Raw genomic sequence first — 16,224 nt, 5'->3', positions numbered from 1 at the left:
TCCGATTTACCGCGCCCACCTGCGCTCCAAGGCCTCTGCGGAGTCCCGCGGAGAGGGGTCTTTCGGCAGGCGGGAGCGATGTGGCGGTCATGTGTGGAAAATCCTTGTGCGTGATTCATCGGCCAGGGACAGGCCGCCCGTCCACGCACCTTATGTAAACCGCCGATGAATTCACGCACCCCACGCAAGAATATGATCGCAATCACGGACAGGTCTGGTCCAAAGCGTGCTGGAAAGTGGACAATCGGTTACTTTTCCACCAGCTGGCCGCAGGGAGCGGCCGCTCCGAGTGCCGGGACCCCTGGATCCCGTAGGCTCGGCGGATGGCAAAGTACTTCGACGTACACCCCGAGAACCCCCAGCCCCGCGCCATCGGCAGCATCGCCGACGGCATCCGCTCCGGAGGGCTCGTCGCCTATCCGACGGACTCCTGCTACGCGCTGGGCTCCCAGCTGGGCAACCGTGAGGGTGTCGACCGGATCCGGTCGATCCGGCAGCTCGACGACCGCCACCACTTCACCCTGGTGTGCGAGAACTTCGCGCAGCTCGGGCAGTTCGTGATCATCGACAACGACGTCTTCCGCGCGATCAAGGCGTCCACCCCCGGCAGCTACACCTTCATCCTCCCGGCGACGAAGGAGGTTCCGCGCCAGCTGCTGCACCCGAAGAAGAAGACGGTCGGCGTGCGCATCCCCGACCACGTCGTGGTCCAGGCCCTGCTGGCCGAGCTCGGCGAGCCGCTGCTGTCGAGCACGCTGCTGCTGCCGGACGAGGAGGAGCCGATGACCCAGGGCTGGGAGATCAAGGACCGACTCGACCACCTCGTCGACATGGTGGTCGACTCCGGCGACTGCGGGACGCTGCCGACCACGGTCATCGACTTCTCCAGCGGCGAGGCCGAGATCGTCCGGCGGGGCGCGGGCGACACCGCCCGCTTCGAGTAGGGGACGGGGCCGCCGGCCGGTTTCGGCGGCCCGTCACGTGGGCCGGTCGGGGGAGCCGGTCAGGTGGCCGGGTGCAGGACGGGCTTGAGGCCGTAGTCGAGTTCGGAGCCGTCCACGAGGAGTGCTTCGACCGTTCGGGTGCGGGGATCGATGTCCGCCACCATCCCGTCACCCTCGTAGCGGGGGTAGCCCGAGGCTCCGTTCTGGCCGGTCGGCGCCACGACGGCCGAGCGGACGGCGTCCACGGCGGACCCCTCCACCACGTGCTCCGGCACCAGCAGGATCTCGAAGTTCTGCGGTTCGTCGCTCATCCCCCGACGCTAACCGGATACCCCGGTTCACGCCCGGCCGCCGCCGTCGACGAGTTCCTGGAGCCCGGGCGCGTACAGGTCCGCCAGCCGTCCGGGAGCCGTACGGGTGCCCGCGCCGTCGGGGCGGTGCAGACTCAGCGTCGCCCCCAGGCCCAGCAGCTGGCCCGCGATCAGCTCGGCGCGCAGCTCCCGGTCCGCTCCGGTGAGGGTGCCGGCGAGGCGGGCGGTGACCTGCTCGCGGAAGCGCTCCCGCAGCAGGGTGCGCTCGTCGTCGATGCCGAGCGAGAAGACCACCCGCAGCAGCGGGTCCCCGCGGAGCTCGTCGCGCAGCCGGAGCATCGTCAGGACGAGGTGACGGCCCAGGGCGGCCGGCTCCGCCGCGAACAGGGCGTCGGCGGCCGGCTGGAAATCGGCGACGGTGTTGAACAGCCGCTCCTTGCTGCCGAACCGCTTCACGATCAGCGAGGGGCTGACCCCGGCGTCGGCCGCGATGCCGCGCAGGGTGACCTCGGCGTAGGGGCGCAGGGTGAACGCCCGCCGTGCGGCGCGCACGATGGCGTCACGACCCGTACCGGGCTCGGCACCGGGGTCGGGGCAGGGGACGGGATCGGGCCCGGTACCGGGGGTAGGCTCCTCGGTGGTGGTCATGTGCTCTCCCGGAGGGCGGGCGCGGACTTCGTCACCGCGACCGTACCGGCCGGCGCGGAGACCGCCGGCTTGCCCGACGGGAGGCACAGCGCCGCGGCCAGCGCGGCGAGCGCCGTACCGGCCGCGATCAGGAAGATGAGCAGGTACGCGTGCAGGGTGGGCGCGCTGCGCCCGCCCGCCACGAAGGTGACGTGGGCGAGTACGGCCGCGACCACGGCGCTGCAGCAGGCCTGGCCGACGGAGCGCATCAGGGTGTTGAGGCCGTTCGCGGCGCCGGTCTCGGTCACCGGCACGGCCCGCATGACGAGCGCGGGCAGCGCCGAGTAGGCGAGGGCGGTGCCGCAGGCGACCACCGTGGCACCGGCCACGATCAGCCAGAGGGCGTGGCTGGTGAAGAAGCGGACGAGGTAGCCGACCGCCATGACGGCCGCGCCCAGGGCCAGAGCCGTCCGCGGGCCGTACGCGGCGGAGAGCCGCGCCGAGACCGGGGACAGCGCGACCATGGCCAGGCCGCCGGGGAGCAGGCACAGGCCGCTGACCACGATGGAGGCGCCGAGTCCGTACCCCGTACTTGTCGGCTCCTGCACCATCTGGGCGGTGACCAGGGAGTTCGCGTAGAAGGCGAAGCCGACGAGCAGGGCCGCGAGATTGGCGAGCAGGACGGCGGGGCGGGCCGAGACGCGCAGGTCGACCATCGGGGAGGCGGTGCGCAGCTCGTAGCGCCCCCAGAGCGTTCCAACGACCAGGGCGGTGGCGAACAGCCCGAGCGTGCGCGGTGAGGTCCAGCCCCAGTCCGCACCCTGGGTGATCGCGAGCAGCAGTGCCACGAGGGTGGCGGCGAGGCCGAGGGTGCCGGGAGTGTCGAAGCGGCCCGAGGTGCGCAGCGGGGACTCGGGGACGATCCACAGCACGAGGAGGATGTCGAGGAGCCCGAGGGCGGCGGAGGCCCAGAACATGGTGTGCCAGTCGAAGTTCTCGACGACGAGCGCGGCCACCGGGAGGCCGATCGCGGCGCCGATCCCCAGGGTGGAGCTCATGAGGGCGATGGACGGCAGAACGCGTTCGGGCGGGAGTTCGTCGCGGATGATGCTGATGCCGAGCGGGATCACGGCGAGCGCGGAGCCCTGGAGTGCGCGGCCGGCTATGAGCCAGCCGATGTCGGAGGTGAGCGCGCACATCGCGGACCCCGCGGTGAGCACCGCGAGCGAGGAGAGGAGCACGCGGCGCTTTCCGTACATGTCACCGACCCGGCCGAGCACGGGGGTGAAGACCGCTCCCGTCAGCAGGGTGATGGTGACGAGCCAGCCCGCGGCGGCGGGACTGCTGCCCGTCAGTGCGGGGATGTGCGGCAGCAGGGGCACGACCAGGGTCTGCATGACGGCCACGACCGCGCCGCAGAACGCGAGGACGGGGACCATCAGGCGGGGGTGCGTCTCGGCGGACATGCTGCTCCCAACAACGACCCTGGGGGTGCACAAGCGTTCACCCCCAGGGTAAACGCTTGTGCACCCCCCTGTCTCCCCGCCGGATACAGTGACTTTCAGCCGTTTTGCGTAACCCGAGAACCGGAGGCGCCGACCGTCGCGTCGTGTGGGACACGTACGTCAGACGGGGAAAGGTACCGCCCATGTTCTCGTTCCCGACCGCGCGCACCACGCGCACCGCTTCGCTCGCCCTCGCGGCCACCGCCGTCACGGCAGCGCTCTCCCTCACCGTCGTCACGGGCGGCTTCGCGTCGGCCGCGCCAGCCGCACCGGCGCCCACCCCCGCGGTCGCGGTCGCGCTGCCTTCCGTGTCGGGCAGCCCGGAGGCCGCCTTCACCCGGATCGCCGACTTCTACGGTGCCTACATCGACGCCGTGTACGACGGTGACGGCAAGACCTCGACCCAGCTGCGCTCCTTCTACCTCTCCAAGTCCCTGCAGGGGCAGCTGTCGAAGTGGGAGGCGGCCAACCACGCCGACGGAGTGCTGCGCGCCCAGAACGTGCCCCTCCAGTGGAAGGTCACCTCGACCGGGAGCGGCACGGGCCGGACCGGCGCGACGGTCACCCTCACCTGGGGAGGCGGGGACACCACCCAGGTCCAGGTCCAGGCCGACCTGGCCACCCGCAAGATCGTCTCCATCGAGGGCTGACGGCCGGCCGCTCGAGCCCTAACGGGCCCGGACTGCCGGCCGGCAGTCCGGGCCCGTTAGGCGCGGCCCGTGCCGTCCTCCCGGCCGGCCTCGTCGCGCGGGGCCGCGGGGTGGCGCAGCAGGCCGTGGGCCCAGCGCTCGTTGAGGCCCGCCAGGAAACCGATGGCTCCCCAGAAGAACCACGCCTTGACCAGGGCCTCGTGCCCGGCGGCGGAGAGCGGGCCGGGACCGCACAGGTCGGCCGGGGTGGCCGGCGGGGTGAGGACGGTGAGGACCCCTCCGCTGACGAGCAGGAAGAGTGCGGTGGCCAGGAACCAGCCCACCACCACCCGGTACCAGCCCTCCTGACGGAGCGTCTGTGACAGCTGGACCGGGTCGGCCGCCGGGGCGGCGCGTCCCGCCCGGCTCCGGATGAGCTGCTGGGGATCGCGCAGGCGGATGATCACGCTGAAGACAGCGCCCATCGCACCGCCCGCGAAGCACACCAGGGAGTGGACCAGGGCCTGTCGCTCCTGACAGCCGAGGTGGATGCCGAACAGCCGGGGCACCCACTCCCCCAGCGCGAAGACCACCACCAGCACCACCGGGCTGACCACGACCCCGAATGCCAGGCCGATGTTGAGCCCGCGCGCCCCCGCCGTGACCGTATCGGCCTCCAGCCGGGTCTCCGCGAGCGCGACCGCCGTCTCCAGCCGGCCGACGTCCGCGCCCCTGGCCACGGCCCCCAGGGCACGCAGCAGGTCCTCGGTGACCGCGGTGCGCGTACGCCGCTCGAAGGCCCGCTGCGCAGCGGCGTGGAGCCGGTCCAGGCGGAGCATCAGCTCCGGTTCGGCGCACCACAGTTCCCTCAGCCGCTCCGGATCGATGCCGGGCACCTCTTCCAGCGCCCGTATCTCCCCGTCGGCCGCGCCGGTCAGCCACTCGCGCGCACCCCGAAGCATCCGCTCCCCCTCTTCGCACAGCAGTTGTACCCGCCTTCGGCCCACGGCGGTACCCAGCGACCCGGCCGGCGCCCGGGAGCCGGCCCGGCCGCCCCGCGGGGATGCCCGGGGGTCAGTCCTGTCCGCGCTCGGTCCACGGGCCGAGCTTCTCGGGGTTGCGGACCGCCCAGATGCGGGTGACGCGGCCGTCGGCGACGTCGAGGGCCGCCACCGTGACGGTGACGCCGGCGTACTGGGCGACCAGGCCGGGGAGACCGTTGACCGTGCGTTCCAGGAGGGTCAGTCCGGGGGCCTTGTCGGCGATGGCGATCAGGTACTGGGCGATCCGCGCGCTGCCTTCGACCGGACGCAGGGCCGCGCCGACCAGACCTCCGCCGTCGGCGGTCATCGTGGCGTCCGGATCGAGGAGGCCGACGAGGGCCTTGATGTCCTTGGCCTCCCACGCCTCCTTGAAGTCGCGCACCACCGAGGCCCGTCCGGCCGCCGGAGCCGACGGGGCCTGTGCGGAGCGGATGCGCCGGCGGGCCGAAGTGGCCAGCTGCCGGCAGGCCGCGGCCGTCCGGCCGACGATCTCGGCGACCTCGGCGAAGGGATAGCGGAAGACGTCGTGCAGGATGAACGCCACCCGCTCGGCCGGGGTCATCGACTCCAGTACGACCAGGAACGCCATGTTCACCGACTCGTCGAGGGTGATCCGGTCGGCCGGGTCCACGGGCTCCGCCCGGCCCCCGTCCACCCGCCCGCCGGCCCACTCCGAGCGGTCGGGCAGCGGCTCGGGTATCCACTCGCCCACGTAGCGCTCGCGCCGCACCCGCGCCGAACCGAGTACGTCCAGACAGATCCGGCTGGCCACCGTCGTCAGCCAGGCGCCGGGCGAGCGCACCGCCGCCCGCTCCTGCGGCGACATCGCGTACCAGCGGGCGTAGGTCTCCTGCACGGCGTCCTCGGCCTCGGCCAGCGAGCCCAGCAGCCGGTAGGCGAGGTTCATCAGCTGCCGCCGCTCACCGTCGACCGCGCTCAGGTCGGGCTCGGACCGATCATGCCCGTGCCCGTACTCGGTTGAGACGCTCATGCTCGCCACGCGCTCCCCTGGTTCGTCCTGTCCGCTCCCGCTTTTCCCCCCACCGGGAAAGGAGTTCGGCGCTTCGCCTCACATTTCGCGGGGCTGCCCCGTCGGACTACCGAGACACTACCGATCCACCGCCGCGAGGCAGAAGAGGGGGCCCAGTCGTGGCCACGCAGACGATGACGAAGCAGGGGAACGGCACGTTCGTACAGGTGGCGGTCGCCCTCCAGACCTTGGCGATCTTCTTCCAGGCGGCCACCGCCGGGCTGTTGCTGACCTCTTCCTCCGCGGAGGCGGTGCACGGCGTCGGAGCGCGCGTGATGTACGGCGCGACAATGCTGTACGTGCTCGCCGCGATACTGGCGTGGCGGCCCGGCGGCGGCTCGCCCCGGCCCGTCCTGTACTCCTCCGGCTTCCTCGTACTCGCCTCCGTACAGGTCGTCCTGGGCATCGCGCACAAGCCCGCTCTCCACGTCCCCCTGGGCGTCCTGATGTTCGGCCTGAGCGTGCTGGCGCTGGGCCAGGTGCTGTTCACCCGTTCTCCGGGCCGCTCGGGCGCCGGATCGTAGCCGCCGGCGGGGCGCCCGTACGCGTACGTCGGTCCGTGCGCGTACGTCACAGCCCGTGCGCGTACGTCAGCCCGTACGGGCGACGCGCAGGGACTGGCGGACGGACCAGGCCACCGAGACCAGGGGCACCGCCACCACGGCCCCCACGATCCCGGCGGCGATGGCTCCGGCCACCACCGACAGCGCCACCACCATGGGGTGCAGCCGTACGGCCCAGCTCATCACCAGGGGGTGCAGCAGGTGTCCCTCGATCTGGCCGATGACCACGATGAGCGCGACGACCAGGCAGGCCACGAGCGGCCCCTTCACGGCGAGGGCGACGACGGCGGCGACGCCGAGTGCCACGGGTGAGCCGATGAGCGGGACGAACGCGGCGACGAACTCCAGCAGGGCGAGCGGGACGGCCAGCGGAACACCGAGGACGAACAGCGCGATGCCCACGAGGATCGCGTTGGTCGCCGCCACGAGCACGATGCCGTGGGTGTAGCCCGTGAAGGTCCGCCACGCGGCGCGGCCGGCCGCGGCCACCCGCTCCCGTGCCCCTTCCGGCAGTTGTCCGCAGAACCAGCTCCACTGCCGGTCGCCCGAGTAGATGAAGAACACCGAGCAGAACAGTCCGAGGGCCGCCACGGTGAACACCGCCACGACGCGCCCCGCCCCGCTCAACGCGGTGCTCAGCAGGGTCGAGCGGTGGCTGGAGAGGTAGTCGCCGATCCGCGACTGCGCATCCCCCAGCACGTGCGTGTCCAGCCGGAGCGGCGGACCCTCGAGCCAGGTCTGGATCCGGCCCAGCCCCACCTTGAATTCCCTCACCAGAGCGGGCCATTCGCCCGCGACGGCCTCACCGACCAGTGCGAGGCCCCCGAGCACCAGGACGATGCTGCAGATCAGCGCACACGCCACGGCGAGGCCCCGGGGCATCACGCGGGCCAGCAGATCGGCCGGCGGGCGCAGCATGGCGGCCGCCACCAGGCCGAGGAACACGGCCAGCGCGATCTCGTGGAACCGCCCCAGGACCACGAAGACGGCGTACGTCGCCGCGCCCACGACCAGGAGCCGCCAGGCGTAGGCGGCGGCCGTCCGCAGGACCGGGGAGACCGGGACCGCCCTACGGGGATCCGGGCGGGACCGGGCGAGCGGAGTACGGGCCGCGCCCGCCCGGCCGCCACCGCGCCGGCCGCCCGGGAGCCGTCGGGCCGACCGCGTCACGAGTCGCCTGGTCATGTGCGGCGGCACCTCCGGGGTGTGTTGGTCCCCTCGGGCTATCACCCCGGGGGCGTCCGCCCCGTGCGCCGCGCAGCGCGTTCGCCCGAAGGCTTCATCCGCGCTGGGCCGAAGGAGCCGCCGGGGCCGTTGCCCGTCCTTCGGCGAGTGCGCTGGTCACAGGGGGTTTCCCGGTCCGGGCCCGCGACGGGGGACGGGAAACCCGTCGACCCCCGTGGCCGCCGGGGACAGGCTGAGGACGTCAGCACGGAGCAAGAACCGAGGGGACACCATGCGCAAGATGATCCGCGGCGCCGCCGCGTTCGCCACCGCCGCGGCCGCCGTCGTGGCACTCAGCGGTACGGCCGGCGCGACCGGCGCGCAGCCGGCCGACACCTGGGCCGGGTGCCCGGACGGGGCGGTCTGCATCTACCCGCAGAACCAGAACCCCGCCGTGAGCCCGAGCCAGATCTTCTACAGCTACGGGGCCCACAACCTGAGCAACCAGTACGGGAACCACTGGGTCCTCAACAACCAGTACGGCGGCGCGACCGCGCGCCTGTGCACCGGCTCCAACGGGGTCAACTGCGGCAACCCCATCGCCCAGAGCCGCGGGGTCTACGCCAACCTCTCGCCGATCAACTCGATCACGCTCAACCGGTAGCGCCAGGCGGTCGGTTCATCCGATCACCAGCCTGAGGGAACGTTCCGGAGCCGACCGCTCGACGGCTCCGGAACACCTCCGTTTCACGCCACGCCGCACGAATGGCCGGTCGGCCGTCGGACCCCCGCGATAGCCTGGGCACCTGCCTCTCACAGCCTGGGCGCGCATTGCCATGGGGGACGTCTTGGGGGATCCGGACCGCGGACGCGAGCCCGCAGCGGCGGCCTTTCCCGCGCAGCTGCGAAGGATGCGCGTGCAGCGCGGGCTGTCGCTCGCCGCCCTCGCCCGCGAGACGCACTACAGCAAGGGTTATCTGAGCAAGATCGAGACCGGTGCGAAGCCGGTCACCGCCGATGTCGCGCGCAGCTGCGACCGGGTGCTGGGGGCGGAGGGCGAGCTCCTGCGGCTGGTACCGGAGAGCGAGGAGCCCGATCCCCGGGCAGGTGCGCACACCGGGGCGGGCGGCGCGGCCGGTGCCGGCGGATCGACCGGGCTCGCCGGTTCCCGTACCGGGACCGCCGGTGCGCCCGGTCCGCCCGGTCCATCCGGACCGCAGTCGGACGGCGAGTGTCCCTACCGCGGCCTGTCGGCGTTCACTCCGCAGGACGCGGGGCGGTTCTTCGGCCGGGAGCGCGCCACGGCCGCCCTCGTCGAACGGGTCCACGAGCGCCTCGGCCGCGGGCCGTTGCTGCTCGTCGCCAGGTCGGGCGCGGGGAAGTCCTCCCTGATCAGTGCCGGTCTCGTACCGGCCCTCGGGCGCGGGGACCTCCCGGTGGCGGGCGCCGACGGTTGGCCGGTCGTCAGGTTCACCCCCACCGCACACCCGCTGCGCGAGCTGCTCGAAGCCACCGCCAAGGCCGTCGGGGGCGAACTGGGCCTCACCCCGGCGGCGTTGCGCGAGCGCCCGGAGTCACTGCTCGAAGCCGTCCACCGGCTGGCGGACGGCGCCGGCGCCCGCCGGCCGGTGGACGGTGCCCGCCCCGGGGCCGGCGGACGGCACCTGCCGACCGTGCGGCCGGTGCTGCTGGTGGACCAGTTCGAGGAACTGTTCACCCTCTGCGCCGACGAGGACGAACGCCGCGCCTTCGTACGTGTGCTCTGCGCGGTGGCCACGTCCCGTCCCGCGCCGGCCACCGCGTACGACCCCGTCACCGCGTACGACCCCGCCGCCGTCGTGCTCGGGGTGCGGGCCGACTTCTCCGGGGAGTGCCTGGACCTTCCCGGGCTGGCCGCCGCGTTCACCGACGGGCTGTTCGTCCTGCCCCCGATGTCGGTGGCGGAGCTGCGGGAGTCGATCACGCGCCCGGCGGAACTCGCCGGGCTCGCGCTGGAACCCGGGCTGGTCCCGCTGCTCCTGCGGGACGCCGGCGTACGCGACCCGGCGGGGCAGGCCTCCGAGCACACCGACCCGTACGGGGACGACGTCCCCTGCGGCGCCCTGCCCCTGATGTCCCACGCGCTGATGGCCACCTGGCAGCGGCGCGAGGGCTCCGTGCTCACCGTCGCGGGGTACGAGTACGCGGGCGGGATCCAGGGCGCCGTCGCGCGCACGGCCGAGGAGGCGTTCGCCCGCCTGTACCCGGCCGAGCAGCGGATGGTTCGGCGCCTGCTCGTACGGCTGGTGCACATCGCCGACGGGACCGGGCCGACCCGGCGCCGGGTGAGCCGTACCGCCCTGCTGGAGGGGCAGGACGACACCGGGCGGGCAGCGGCCGCCCTCGACGCGTTCGTCCGGGCCCGGCTGGTCACCGCGGACAGCGAGACCGTGGAGATCACCCACGAGGCCCTGCTGCACGCCTGGCCGCGGCTGCGCGAGTGGATCCACGCCGACCGGGCCGGGCTGCTCGTCCACCAGCAACTGGCCCAGGCCGCGGACGAATGGGAGCGCGAGGGCCGCGACCCGTCCGTCCTCTACCGCGGCACCCGCCTGGGCAACGCCCGTACCTGGGCCGACGAGCTCGACGGCCGGAGCCGGCTGGGGCCACGGGAGACGGACTTCCTCCGGGCGAGCGGGGCCGCGGAGGACGCCCGCCACCACCAGGCCGGGCTCCAGGTCCGGCGGCACCAGCGGATGCTGGCCACGCTCGTCGTCCTGCTCCTGCTGGCACTGACCGCCGGAGCGGTGGCCTACCAGCAGCGCGCGGGCGCGCTGCGCCAGGAGCGGACGGCCCGTTCGCAGGCGCTGGCCGCCCGGTCGCTCGCGCTGGCCACCGGACAGCCCGAGGCCTCGATGCTGCTCGCCGGGGAGGCGTACCGCGCCGGGGCGACGAGCGAGGCACGCGGCGCCCTGCTCAGCACCCAGTCCCAGCCCTTCCTCGCACGGCTCGGCGGGCACGGCGGTCCGGTCAACGCGGTGGCCTTCGCACCGGACGGCCGGCTGCTGGCCACGGCCGGCTCCGACGGAAGGGTGCTGCTGCGCCGGGTGGCCGACCGGAGCACGGTCGCCTCGTTCACCGCGCCCGGCCGGGTCCGTACGGTCGCCTTCAGCCCCGACGGGCGGACCCTGGCGGCCGGTTCCACCGACGGCCCGGTCCGGCTCTGGCCGGTCGGCGGCGGAGGCGGACCGGCCTCGGTGCTTCCCCCGAGCACCGCGGGTGCCCGGGCACTGGCCTTCGCTCCCGACGGCAGCGTCCTCGCCGTCGGGACCGCCGACGGGACCGTCCAGCTGCGGGACCCGGCCGGGGACCACCGCGAGGTGGCCACCCTGAGCGGGCACACCGCACGGGTCAACGCCCTGGCGTACGCGCCGGACGGCCGGAGCCTCGTGTCCGCCGGCGCCGACGGCACCGTACGGGTGTGGGACACGCGGCGGGCCCGCGCCGCCGCCGTGCTGGAGGGCCACACCGGAGAGGTGCTGGGAGCGGCCTTCGCCCCGGACGGCCGTACGGTCGCCACGGGCGGCGTCGACCGTACGGTGCGCCTGTGGGACGTCGCCGGGCGGCGCCCGGTCACCACGCTGACCGGGCACAGCGACGACGTCAACGCCGTCGCCTACACGCCGGACGGCACAACCGTAGTCAGCGGGGGCGGCGACGGCACCACCCGGCTCTGGGACGTCCGCGGCGGCCGGCTCACCGCGACGCTCGCCGGTCATACCGACTACGTGCTCGCGGTCGCCGTGGATCCGGCGGGCACGGTGCTGGCGACCGCCGCCTTCGACCAGTCGGTCGCGCTGTGGGACCTGCGGGGGCCGGTGCTGACGGCGCGCCCGTTCACCGAGGTCTGGCACGCCGCGTTCAGCCCCGACGGGAAGCTGCTGGCCACGGCCGACGCCGATCGCACGGTGCTGTTGTGGGACGTGGCCGGGCGGCGGGTCCTGGCCGGCTTCACGGGGCACACCGAGACGGTGTTCTCGGTGGCCTTCGCCCCGGACGGCCGCACCCTCGCCTCGGCCGGCGCCGACGGCACCGTACGCCTGTGGGACCTCGCCACGCGCGGCCCGCTCGCCACCCTCACCGGACACACCGGGACCGTGTTCTCGGTGGCCTTCGCCCCGGACGGCCGCACCCTCGCCTCGGCCGGCGCCGACGGCACCGTACGCCTGTGGGACCTCGCCACGCGCGGCCCGCTCGCCACCCTCGCCGGACACACCGACTTCGCCAACGACGTCGCCTTCAGCCCCGACGGGCGGACGCTGGCCAGCGCCGGGGACGATCTGACCGTTCGACTGTGGGACGTGGCCGGGCGCCGTCCGCTGGCCGCGCTGACCGGGCACGCGGGAGCGGTGCGGGCCGTCGCCTTCGGTCCGGACGGGCGAACACTGGCCAGCAGCGGCAACGACGGCACCGTACGGCTGTGGGACGCGGAGCAGCGCCGCGTCACGGCGGTGCTGACCGGGCACACCGGCTCGGCGCGGGGCATCGCCTTCTCCCCCGACGGGCGGACGCTGGCCAGCAGTGGCAACGACCGTACGGTGCGGCTGTGGGACGTGCCCGGACACCGGCTCGGTGCCGTGCTGTCGGGTCACACCAACGCGGTGTGGGGAGTCGCCTTCTCCCCCGACGGGCGGACGCTCGCGAGCAGCAGCAACGACGGCACGGTACGGCTGTGGAACCCCGATCCCGGGGCGCGGCTGGCGGAGATCTGCCGGATGGAGCGTGCCCTCGGAGCCAGGGAACGGCAGGCCCTGGTGCCCGGCCCGGCGGCGCGCGCGGGCCGCGCCTGCCCGCAGGGGTAGGGCGGCCCTGGCCCACCGCCCAGGCCGGAGGGGGGTTTCCCGAAGGTTTTCCGTTGCCCGTTTTCGGGTGGTGCGGCGCCCGGGCCTCGACGGGGCGCGGCGGCGGCCTCCAGGCTGGGCGCACCCGGATACGGAGCCGACCGACCACCAAGTGCCGGGCGGGCGGGCACGCTTCGACGCGGCCGAGCGCGCCGTCACCGCCGCCTGCGGACAGGCGGGAAGGGGCGTCTGGGCGGCTGCACGAGCGACGCCTGATCCCATCTTCCCGACTACGGGGTGTGGATGACGAACATTTACGTCCAGGGCGCGGATTGGCTGGAAATCGTGCCCGCTTGCCGTTGATCATCCGTAGGGTCAGGAACAGCTCATATCCCCCCAACCCGCCGAATCGAGGAGCAACGTGCGTCCGTCCCCCTCCCTCCCCCTCTCCCGTGAACGGCGTCTGGCCGTCGGTGCCGTGCTGCTCGCCGTGGTGGCCGGCGGCATGCTGCCCGCCACGGCCGCGCACGCGGCGCCCGCGGCGCCGTCCGCCGCGCAGACGACCGTCGCGCCCGATCTGGACGCGCTGACGCAGGTGTTGCGCAGCACGACGGCGGCCGGGGCGCCCGGTGCGATGGCCCGGTTCACCGGGCCGGACGGGGTGCAGACCCGAGTGGAGGGCGTACGCGACCGGACCACGGGCGCGGCGATGGATCCGCGGGCCCGCTTCCGGATCGGGAGCGTCACCAAGACGTTCTCCAGCGTCGTCCTGCTCCAGCTGGTGGACGAGGGGCGGATCCAGCTGGACACCCCGGTCAACAGCTACCTGCCGGGGCTGCTGCCCGACGACCGGATCACGGTGCGCCACCTGCTGACCCACCGGAGCGGTCTGGCGGACTACACGAACGCGATGTTCGAGAAGACGGTTCCCGGCTTCGAGGCCGTGCGGAACAAGGTGTTCACCTACCGCGAGCTCGTCGGCCTCTCGCTCGCCGAGCCGCGGACCACCGAGCCCGGCGTCGAGTACAAGTACTCGAACACCAACTTCGTCGTCGTGGGAATGCTGATCGAGAAGGCCACCGGCAAGCCGGTGGCCAAGGCGTACGAGCGGCGCATCTTCAAGCCCCTCGGACTGCGGAACACCTCGTACGTCCACCCGGACACGGCCATCAAGGGCCTGCACGCCAACGGCTACCTCCACCCGGACGAGGAGGGCGGCCCGCTGGTCGATTCCACCGAACAGACCGTGTCCTGGGCTCAGTCCGCGGGTGCGGTGATCTCGAACGCGGCCGATCTGAGCACCTTCATGTCCGCCCTGGTCAGCGGCAAGCTGCTGCGCCCGGGCACCCTGGACGCCATGCTCACCATGACCCCGACCGATGCCACGAACACCCGGTTCTACGGACTGGGACTGCGCCGGTACGACCTCTCGTGCGGCACGCAGGTCTACGGGCACACGGGCACGGTGCAGGGCTTCTACACCTACTCCTTCACCACCCGCGACGGCAGCCGGGCCCTGACCGCCATGGCGAACACCTCCAACCGGGGTCAAGCCAACACCGCCCTGGGCGGCACCCTGGAGGCCGCCTTCTGCGGGAAGCCGACCCCCGCGAAGGCCACCGCCAAGGCCGCCGCGCGCGGCTTCGCACTCGCCCCGGCCGAAGCGGACCTGCCCGAGCGCGGCTGACCCCGGATCCCGGACACGGGCGATTCCCGGACACCGGACGCTCCCGCCCCTTGGCGTGGCGGCCGGATCCGGGAAGTCTGAACTCCGCATTCCCGCACGGGTGTTGTCCCGTGTGACCGATGAGGAGGACATATGCCCGACGGACTGACGGCCGAGCGATCCGAGAACCGGTCCGAAAAGCGGTCCCCAAACCGGTCCGGGGGCCGGTCCGCGAAGCGAGCCGGGGAGGGGACGGGCCGGCGGACCCGCAGGACCGTGCTCGCCGCCACGGCGGGAGCGGCCGCGCTGGTCCTCGCCCTCCCCGCCACGGCGTACGCGGCCCCGCCCCGCGCGCTCCCGGCCAACGCGGACGGACTGGAGCAGACCTTCCAGCCCGCCTTCGACTACGACCGGGACGGCTGCTACTCCTCCCCAGCCATCGGCCCGGACGGCACCATCGCCCCCGGCCTGAAGCTGGGCGGCGACGTCAACGGCAGCTGCCGGGACCTGTCCGACCTGGAGAACACCAACGGGTACTCCCGCGAGAAGTGCAACAACGGCTGGTGCGCGATCATGTACGCGCTCTACTTCGAGAAGGACCAGGTCTCGCTCGGCCCCGGGAGCGCCGGACACCGGCACGACTGGGAGCACGTGGTGGTGTGGGTGCAGAACAACCAGGTCGCCTACGTCTCCACCTCCGAGCACGGCAACTTCAAGGTCCACACCAGCGCGCAGATGCGTTTCGACGGCACCCACCCGAAGATCGTTTACCACAAGGACGGAATCAGCACGCACTGCTTCCGTGCCGCGAACTCCAACGACGAACCGCCGGAGAACCACAGGGGCACCTGGCAGTACCCGACCCTGGTGGGCTGGAACGGGTACCCCGCGGGTCTGCGCGACAAGTTGAGCCAGGCCGATTTCGGCAGCGCCCTGCTCGGGATCAAGGACGGCCAGTTCAACGGCCACCTCGCCAAGGCCAAGCCGGCCGGGATCGCCTTCGACCCCAACGCGTGACGGCGCCCGGACCCGGGGGCGGTCGGCGCGAGGACGCCGGATAGGGTCCTACCGGGCAGTGCGCCGCTCCGTCATCCCGGGGAAGCGCGAGCTCGGACGCGCGAGGTCGGACGGCTGTTGATCACAGCTGTTGAACGGCGGCACGCCCGCACCGTGCCGCCCGGTCGGAGCAGCTCGTGCCACCGCACGCACGTCGCCGTGCGGCCCCCGGCCACCCCCGCCCGCACCACCCTCCTCCGCCCCTGCCCGGCCGACGGCCGCCCTGCCCGGAAACCTGCCTGCCGCGATGAGTACCGCGCTCCACCCTCCGTCCGTTCCCGACTCCCCCGCCCCCGGCTCCCCGACCACCGGGCCGGCCCGCCGCCGGGCACTGGCGGGCCGGGCTCCCGCCCGGCCCACGGCGCCCGCCGCGATCCACAGCATCAGCGCCGCCACGGCGGTCCTGCTGTCGCTCGTGGCGATCGGGGCCGCGCTCCACGAGCCGATCCTGATACCCCCGCTGGCGGCGAGTGCCGCTCTCGTGCACAGCGCGCCCGCACTGCCGCTGGCACAGCCGCGCGGGGTGGTGATCGGGCACATGCTGGGGGCCGCCGTCGGTTACGGCGTCCTGGCCGCGGCCGGCAGCAGCGCCTGGGGCGCCGCGGTGGCGGCCGGTGTCACGCTGGCACTGGTGACGGCCGCGCGCACCCCGCATTCACCCGCTTGCGCCACGGCCGTCGTGGTCGTGCTCCAGGCCCCGACGGCGGCGCGGTTCGTCCCCCTGCTGTTCGGCTCGACCGTCCTGATCGTGCTGACCGGGTACGCGGCCTCGCGCGTGCGCCGCAAGGCGCCGAGGTACCCCGCCTACTGGTGGTGAGCGCGGCTCACCGCGCGTGACGCTTCGAGATGCGCTCCGGGCGTGCGAC

General features: G+C 73.4%; 14 protein-coding genes. 8 read left to right on the top strand and 6 right to left on the bottom strand.

All coding sequences use genetic code 11. The features are described 5' to 3' along the window. The first annotated feature begins 323 nt into the window (after window positions 1-323). Window positions 324-944 (top strand): L-threonylcarbamoyladenylate synthase, encoded by a 621-nt coding sequence (locus tag OG389_RS34365; RefSeq protein ID WP_328302931.1) that lies wholly within the window; start codon window positions 324-326, stop codon window positions 942-944. 59 nt (window positions 945-1,003) lie between these two features. Here OG389_RS34365 and OG389_RS34360 read toward each other — a convergent pair whose 3' ends face one another. Genes OG389_RS34360 through OG389_RS34350 form a run of 3 tightly spaced genes read right to left on the bottom strand, consistent with a single transcriptional unit; the run spans window position 1,004 to window position 3,348 of the window. Next, on the bottom strand, window positions 1,004-1,255 hold the full coding sequence (locus tag OG389_RS34360; protein ID WP_328302929.1) for a hypothetical protein: 252 nt from the start codon (window positions 1,253-1,255) through the stop codon (window positions 1,004-1,006). A 27-nt stretch (window positions 1,256-1,282) separates the two neighbouring features. Further along, entirely contained in the window at window positions 1,283-1,903 is a 621-nt protein-coding gene (locus tag OG389_RS34355) for a TetR/AcrR family transcriptional regulator (RefSeq protein WP_328302927.1), read from the bottom strand. Next, the gene (locus OG389_RS34350) at window positions 1,900-3,348 is read right to left on the bottom strand and encodes an MFS transporter (RefSeq protein WP_328302926.1); all 1,449 of its coding nucleotides are present in this window, start codon (window positions 3,346-3,348) and stop codon (window positions 1,900-1,902) included. Before OG389_RS34350 ends, OG389_RS34355 begins: the two co-directional genes overlap by 4 nt. Before the next feature lie 182 nt (window positions 3,349-3,530). Here OG389_RS34350 and OG389_RS34345 point away from each other — a divergent pair, with 182 nt between their 5' ends. Continuing rightward, entirely contained in the window at window positions 3,531-4,037 is a 507-nt protein-coding gene (locus OG389_RS34345) for a hypothetical protein (RefSeq protein WP_328302924.1), read from the top strand. Between the two features lie 56 nt (window positions 4,038-4,093). Here OG389_RS34345 and OG389_RS34340 read toward each other — a convergent pair whose 3' ends face one another. Both OG389_RS34340 and sigJ read right to left on the bottom strand, forming a co-directional pair. After that, window positions 4,094-4,978, bottom strand: a complete 885-nt coding sequence (locus OG389_RS34340) for a hypothetical protein (protein WP_328302922.1) — start codon at window positions 4,976-4,978, stop codon at window positions 4,094-4,096. A gap of 112 nt (window positions 4,979-5,090) precedes the next feature. Next, window positions 5,091-6,050, bottom strand: coding sequence for an RNA polymerase sigma factor SigJ (sigJ, locus tag OG389_RS34335; RefSeq protein ID WP_328302921.1), 960 nt, complete (start codon window positions 6,048-6,050; stop codon window positions 5,091-5,093). 173 nt (window positions 6,051-6,223) lie between these two features. Here sigJ and OG389_RS34330 point away from each other — a divergent pair, with 173 nt between their 5' ends. Further along, window positions 6,224-6,613: a hypothetical protein gene (locus OG389_RS34330; RefSeq protein ID WP_328304320.1), complete on the top strand. Its 390-nt coding sequence runs from the start codon at window positions 6,224-6,226 to the stop codon at window positions 6,611-6,613. A gap of 66 nt (window positions 6,614-6,679) precedes the next feature. Here the strand turns inward: OG389_RS34330 and OG389_RS34325 are convergent, their stop codons facing one another. After that, complete coding sequence (locus OG389_RS34325; protein WP_328302919.1) at window positions 6,680-7,837, bottom strand: AI-2E family transporter; 1,158 nt, start codon at window positions 7,835-7,837, stop codon at window positions 6,680-6,682. Between the two features lie 271 nt (window positions 7,838-8,108). On the opposite strand from OG389_RS34325, the gene OG389_RS34320 reads away from it, so the two are divergent. The 5 genes from OG389_RS34320 (at window position 8,109) to OG389_RS34300 (ending at window position 16,175) form a co-directional block, all read left to right on the top strand. Next, window positions 8,109-8,480 carry a hypothetical protein gene (locus OG389_RS34320; RefSeq protein WP_328302917.1) on the top strand — a complete coding sequence of 124 codons (372 nt, stop codon included), beginning with the start codon at window positions 8,109-8,111 and terminating at the stop codon, window positions 8,478-8,480. Window positions 8,481-8,652: 172 nt separating this feature from the next. Next, entirely contained in the window at window positions 8,653-12,657 is a 4,005-nt protein-coding gene (locus tag OG389_RS34315; RefSeq protein WP_328302915.1) for an nSTAND1 domain-containing NTPase, read from the top strand. A 484-nt stretch (window positions 12,658-13,141) separates the two neighbouring features. Beyond that, a complete protein-coding gene (locus OG389_RS34310) occupies window positions 13,142-14,323 on the top strand; it encodes a serine hydrolase domain-containing protein (protein ID WP_328304318.1) in 1,182 nt (393 codons plus the stop codon). 255 nt (window positions 14,324-14,578) lie between these two features. Next, on the top strand, window positions 14,579-15,319 hold the full coding sequence (locus OG389_RS34305; protein WP_328302913.1) for an NPP1 family protein: 741 nt from the start codon (window positions 14,579-14,581) through the stop codon (window positions 15,317-15,319). Window positions 15,320-15,605: 286 nt separating this feature from the next. Then, complete coding sequence (locus OG389_RS34300) at window positions 15,606-16,175, top strand: HPP family protein (RefSeq protein ID WP_328302911.1); 570 nt, start codon at window positions 15,606-15,608, stop codon at window positions 16,173-16,175. The last annotated feature ends 49 nt before the right edge of the window (window positions 16,176-16,224 follow it).

It is taken from the genome of Streptomyces sp. NBC_00435, from assembly GCF_036014235.1.
In the GTDB taxonomy this organism is placed as follows: Bacteria; Actinomycetota; Actinomycetes; order Streptomycetales; family Streptomycetaceae; genus Streptomyces.
The sequence above is the reverse complement of the archived record's forward strand: the minus strand, read 5'-3'. Positions and strand labels throughout refer to the sequence as shown.

Excerpts from the sequence above, each read along its gene's own strand:
- OG389_RS34365 (WP_328302931.1), top strand. The coding sequence starts at position 324 with ATGGCAAAGTACTTCGACGTACACCCCGAGAACCCCCAGCCCCGCGCC.
- OG389_RS34360 (WP_328302929.1), bottom strand. The coding sequence starts at position 1,255 with ATGAGCGACGAACCGCAGAACTTCGAGATCCTGCTGGTGCCGGAGCAC.
- OG389_RS34355 (WP_328302927.1), bottom strand. The coding sequence starts at position 1,903 with ATGACCACCACCGAGGAGCCTACCCCCGGTACCGGGCCCGATCCCGTC.
- OG389_RS34350 (WP_328302926.1), bottom strand. The coding sequence starts at position 3,348 with ATGTCCGCCGAGACGCACCCCCGCCTGATGGTCCCCGTCCTCGCGTTC.
- OG389_RS34345 (WP_328302924.1), top strand. The coding sequence starts at position 3,531 with ATGTTCTCGTTCCCGACCGCGCGCACCACGCGCACCGCTTCGCTCGCC.
- OG389_RS34340 (WP_328302922.1), bottom strand. The coding sequence starts at position 4,978 with ATGCTTCGGGGTGCGCGCGAGTGGCTGACCGGCGCGGCCGACGGGGAG.
- sigJ (WP_328302921.1), bottom strand. The coding sequence starts at position 6,050 with ATGAGCGTCTCAACCGAGTACGGGCACGGGCATGATCGGTCCGAGCCC.
- OG389_RS34330 (WP_328304320.1), top strand. The coding sequence starts at position 6,224 with ATGACGAAGCAGGGGAACGGCACGTTCGTACAGGTGGCGGTCGCCCTC.
- OG389_RS34325 (WP_328302919.1), bottom strand. The coding sequence starts at position 7,837 with ATGACCAGGCGACTCGTGACGCGGTCGGCCCGACGGCTCCCGGGCGGC.
- OG389_RS34320 (WP_328302917.1), top strand. The coding sequence starts at position 8,109 with ATGCGCAAGATGATCCGCGGCGCCGCCGCGTTCGCCACCGCCGCGGCC.
- OG389_RS34315 (WP_328302915.1), top strand. The coding sequence starts at position 8,653 with ATGGGGGACGTCTTGGGGGATCCGGACCGCGGACGCGAGCCCGCAGCG.
- OG389_RS34310 (WP_328304318.1), top strand. The coding sequence starts at position 13,142 with ATGCTGCCCGCCACGGCCGCGCACGCGGCGCCCGCGGCGCCGTCCGCC.
- OG389_RS34300 (WP_328302911.1), top strand. The coding sequence starts at position 15,606 with ATGAGTACCGCGCTCCACCCTCCGTCCGTTCCCGACTCCCCCGCCCCC.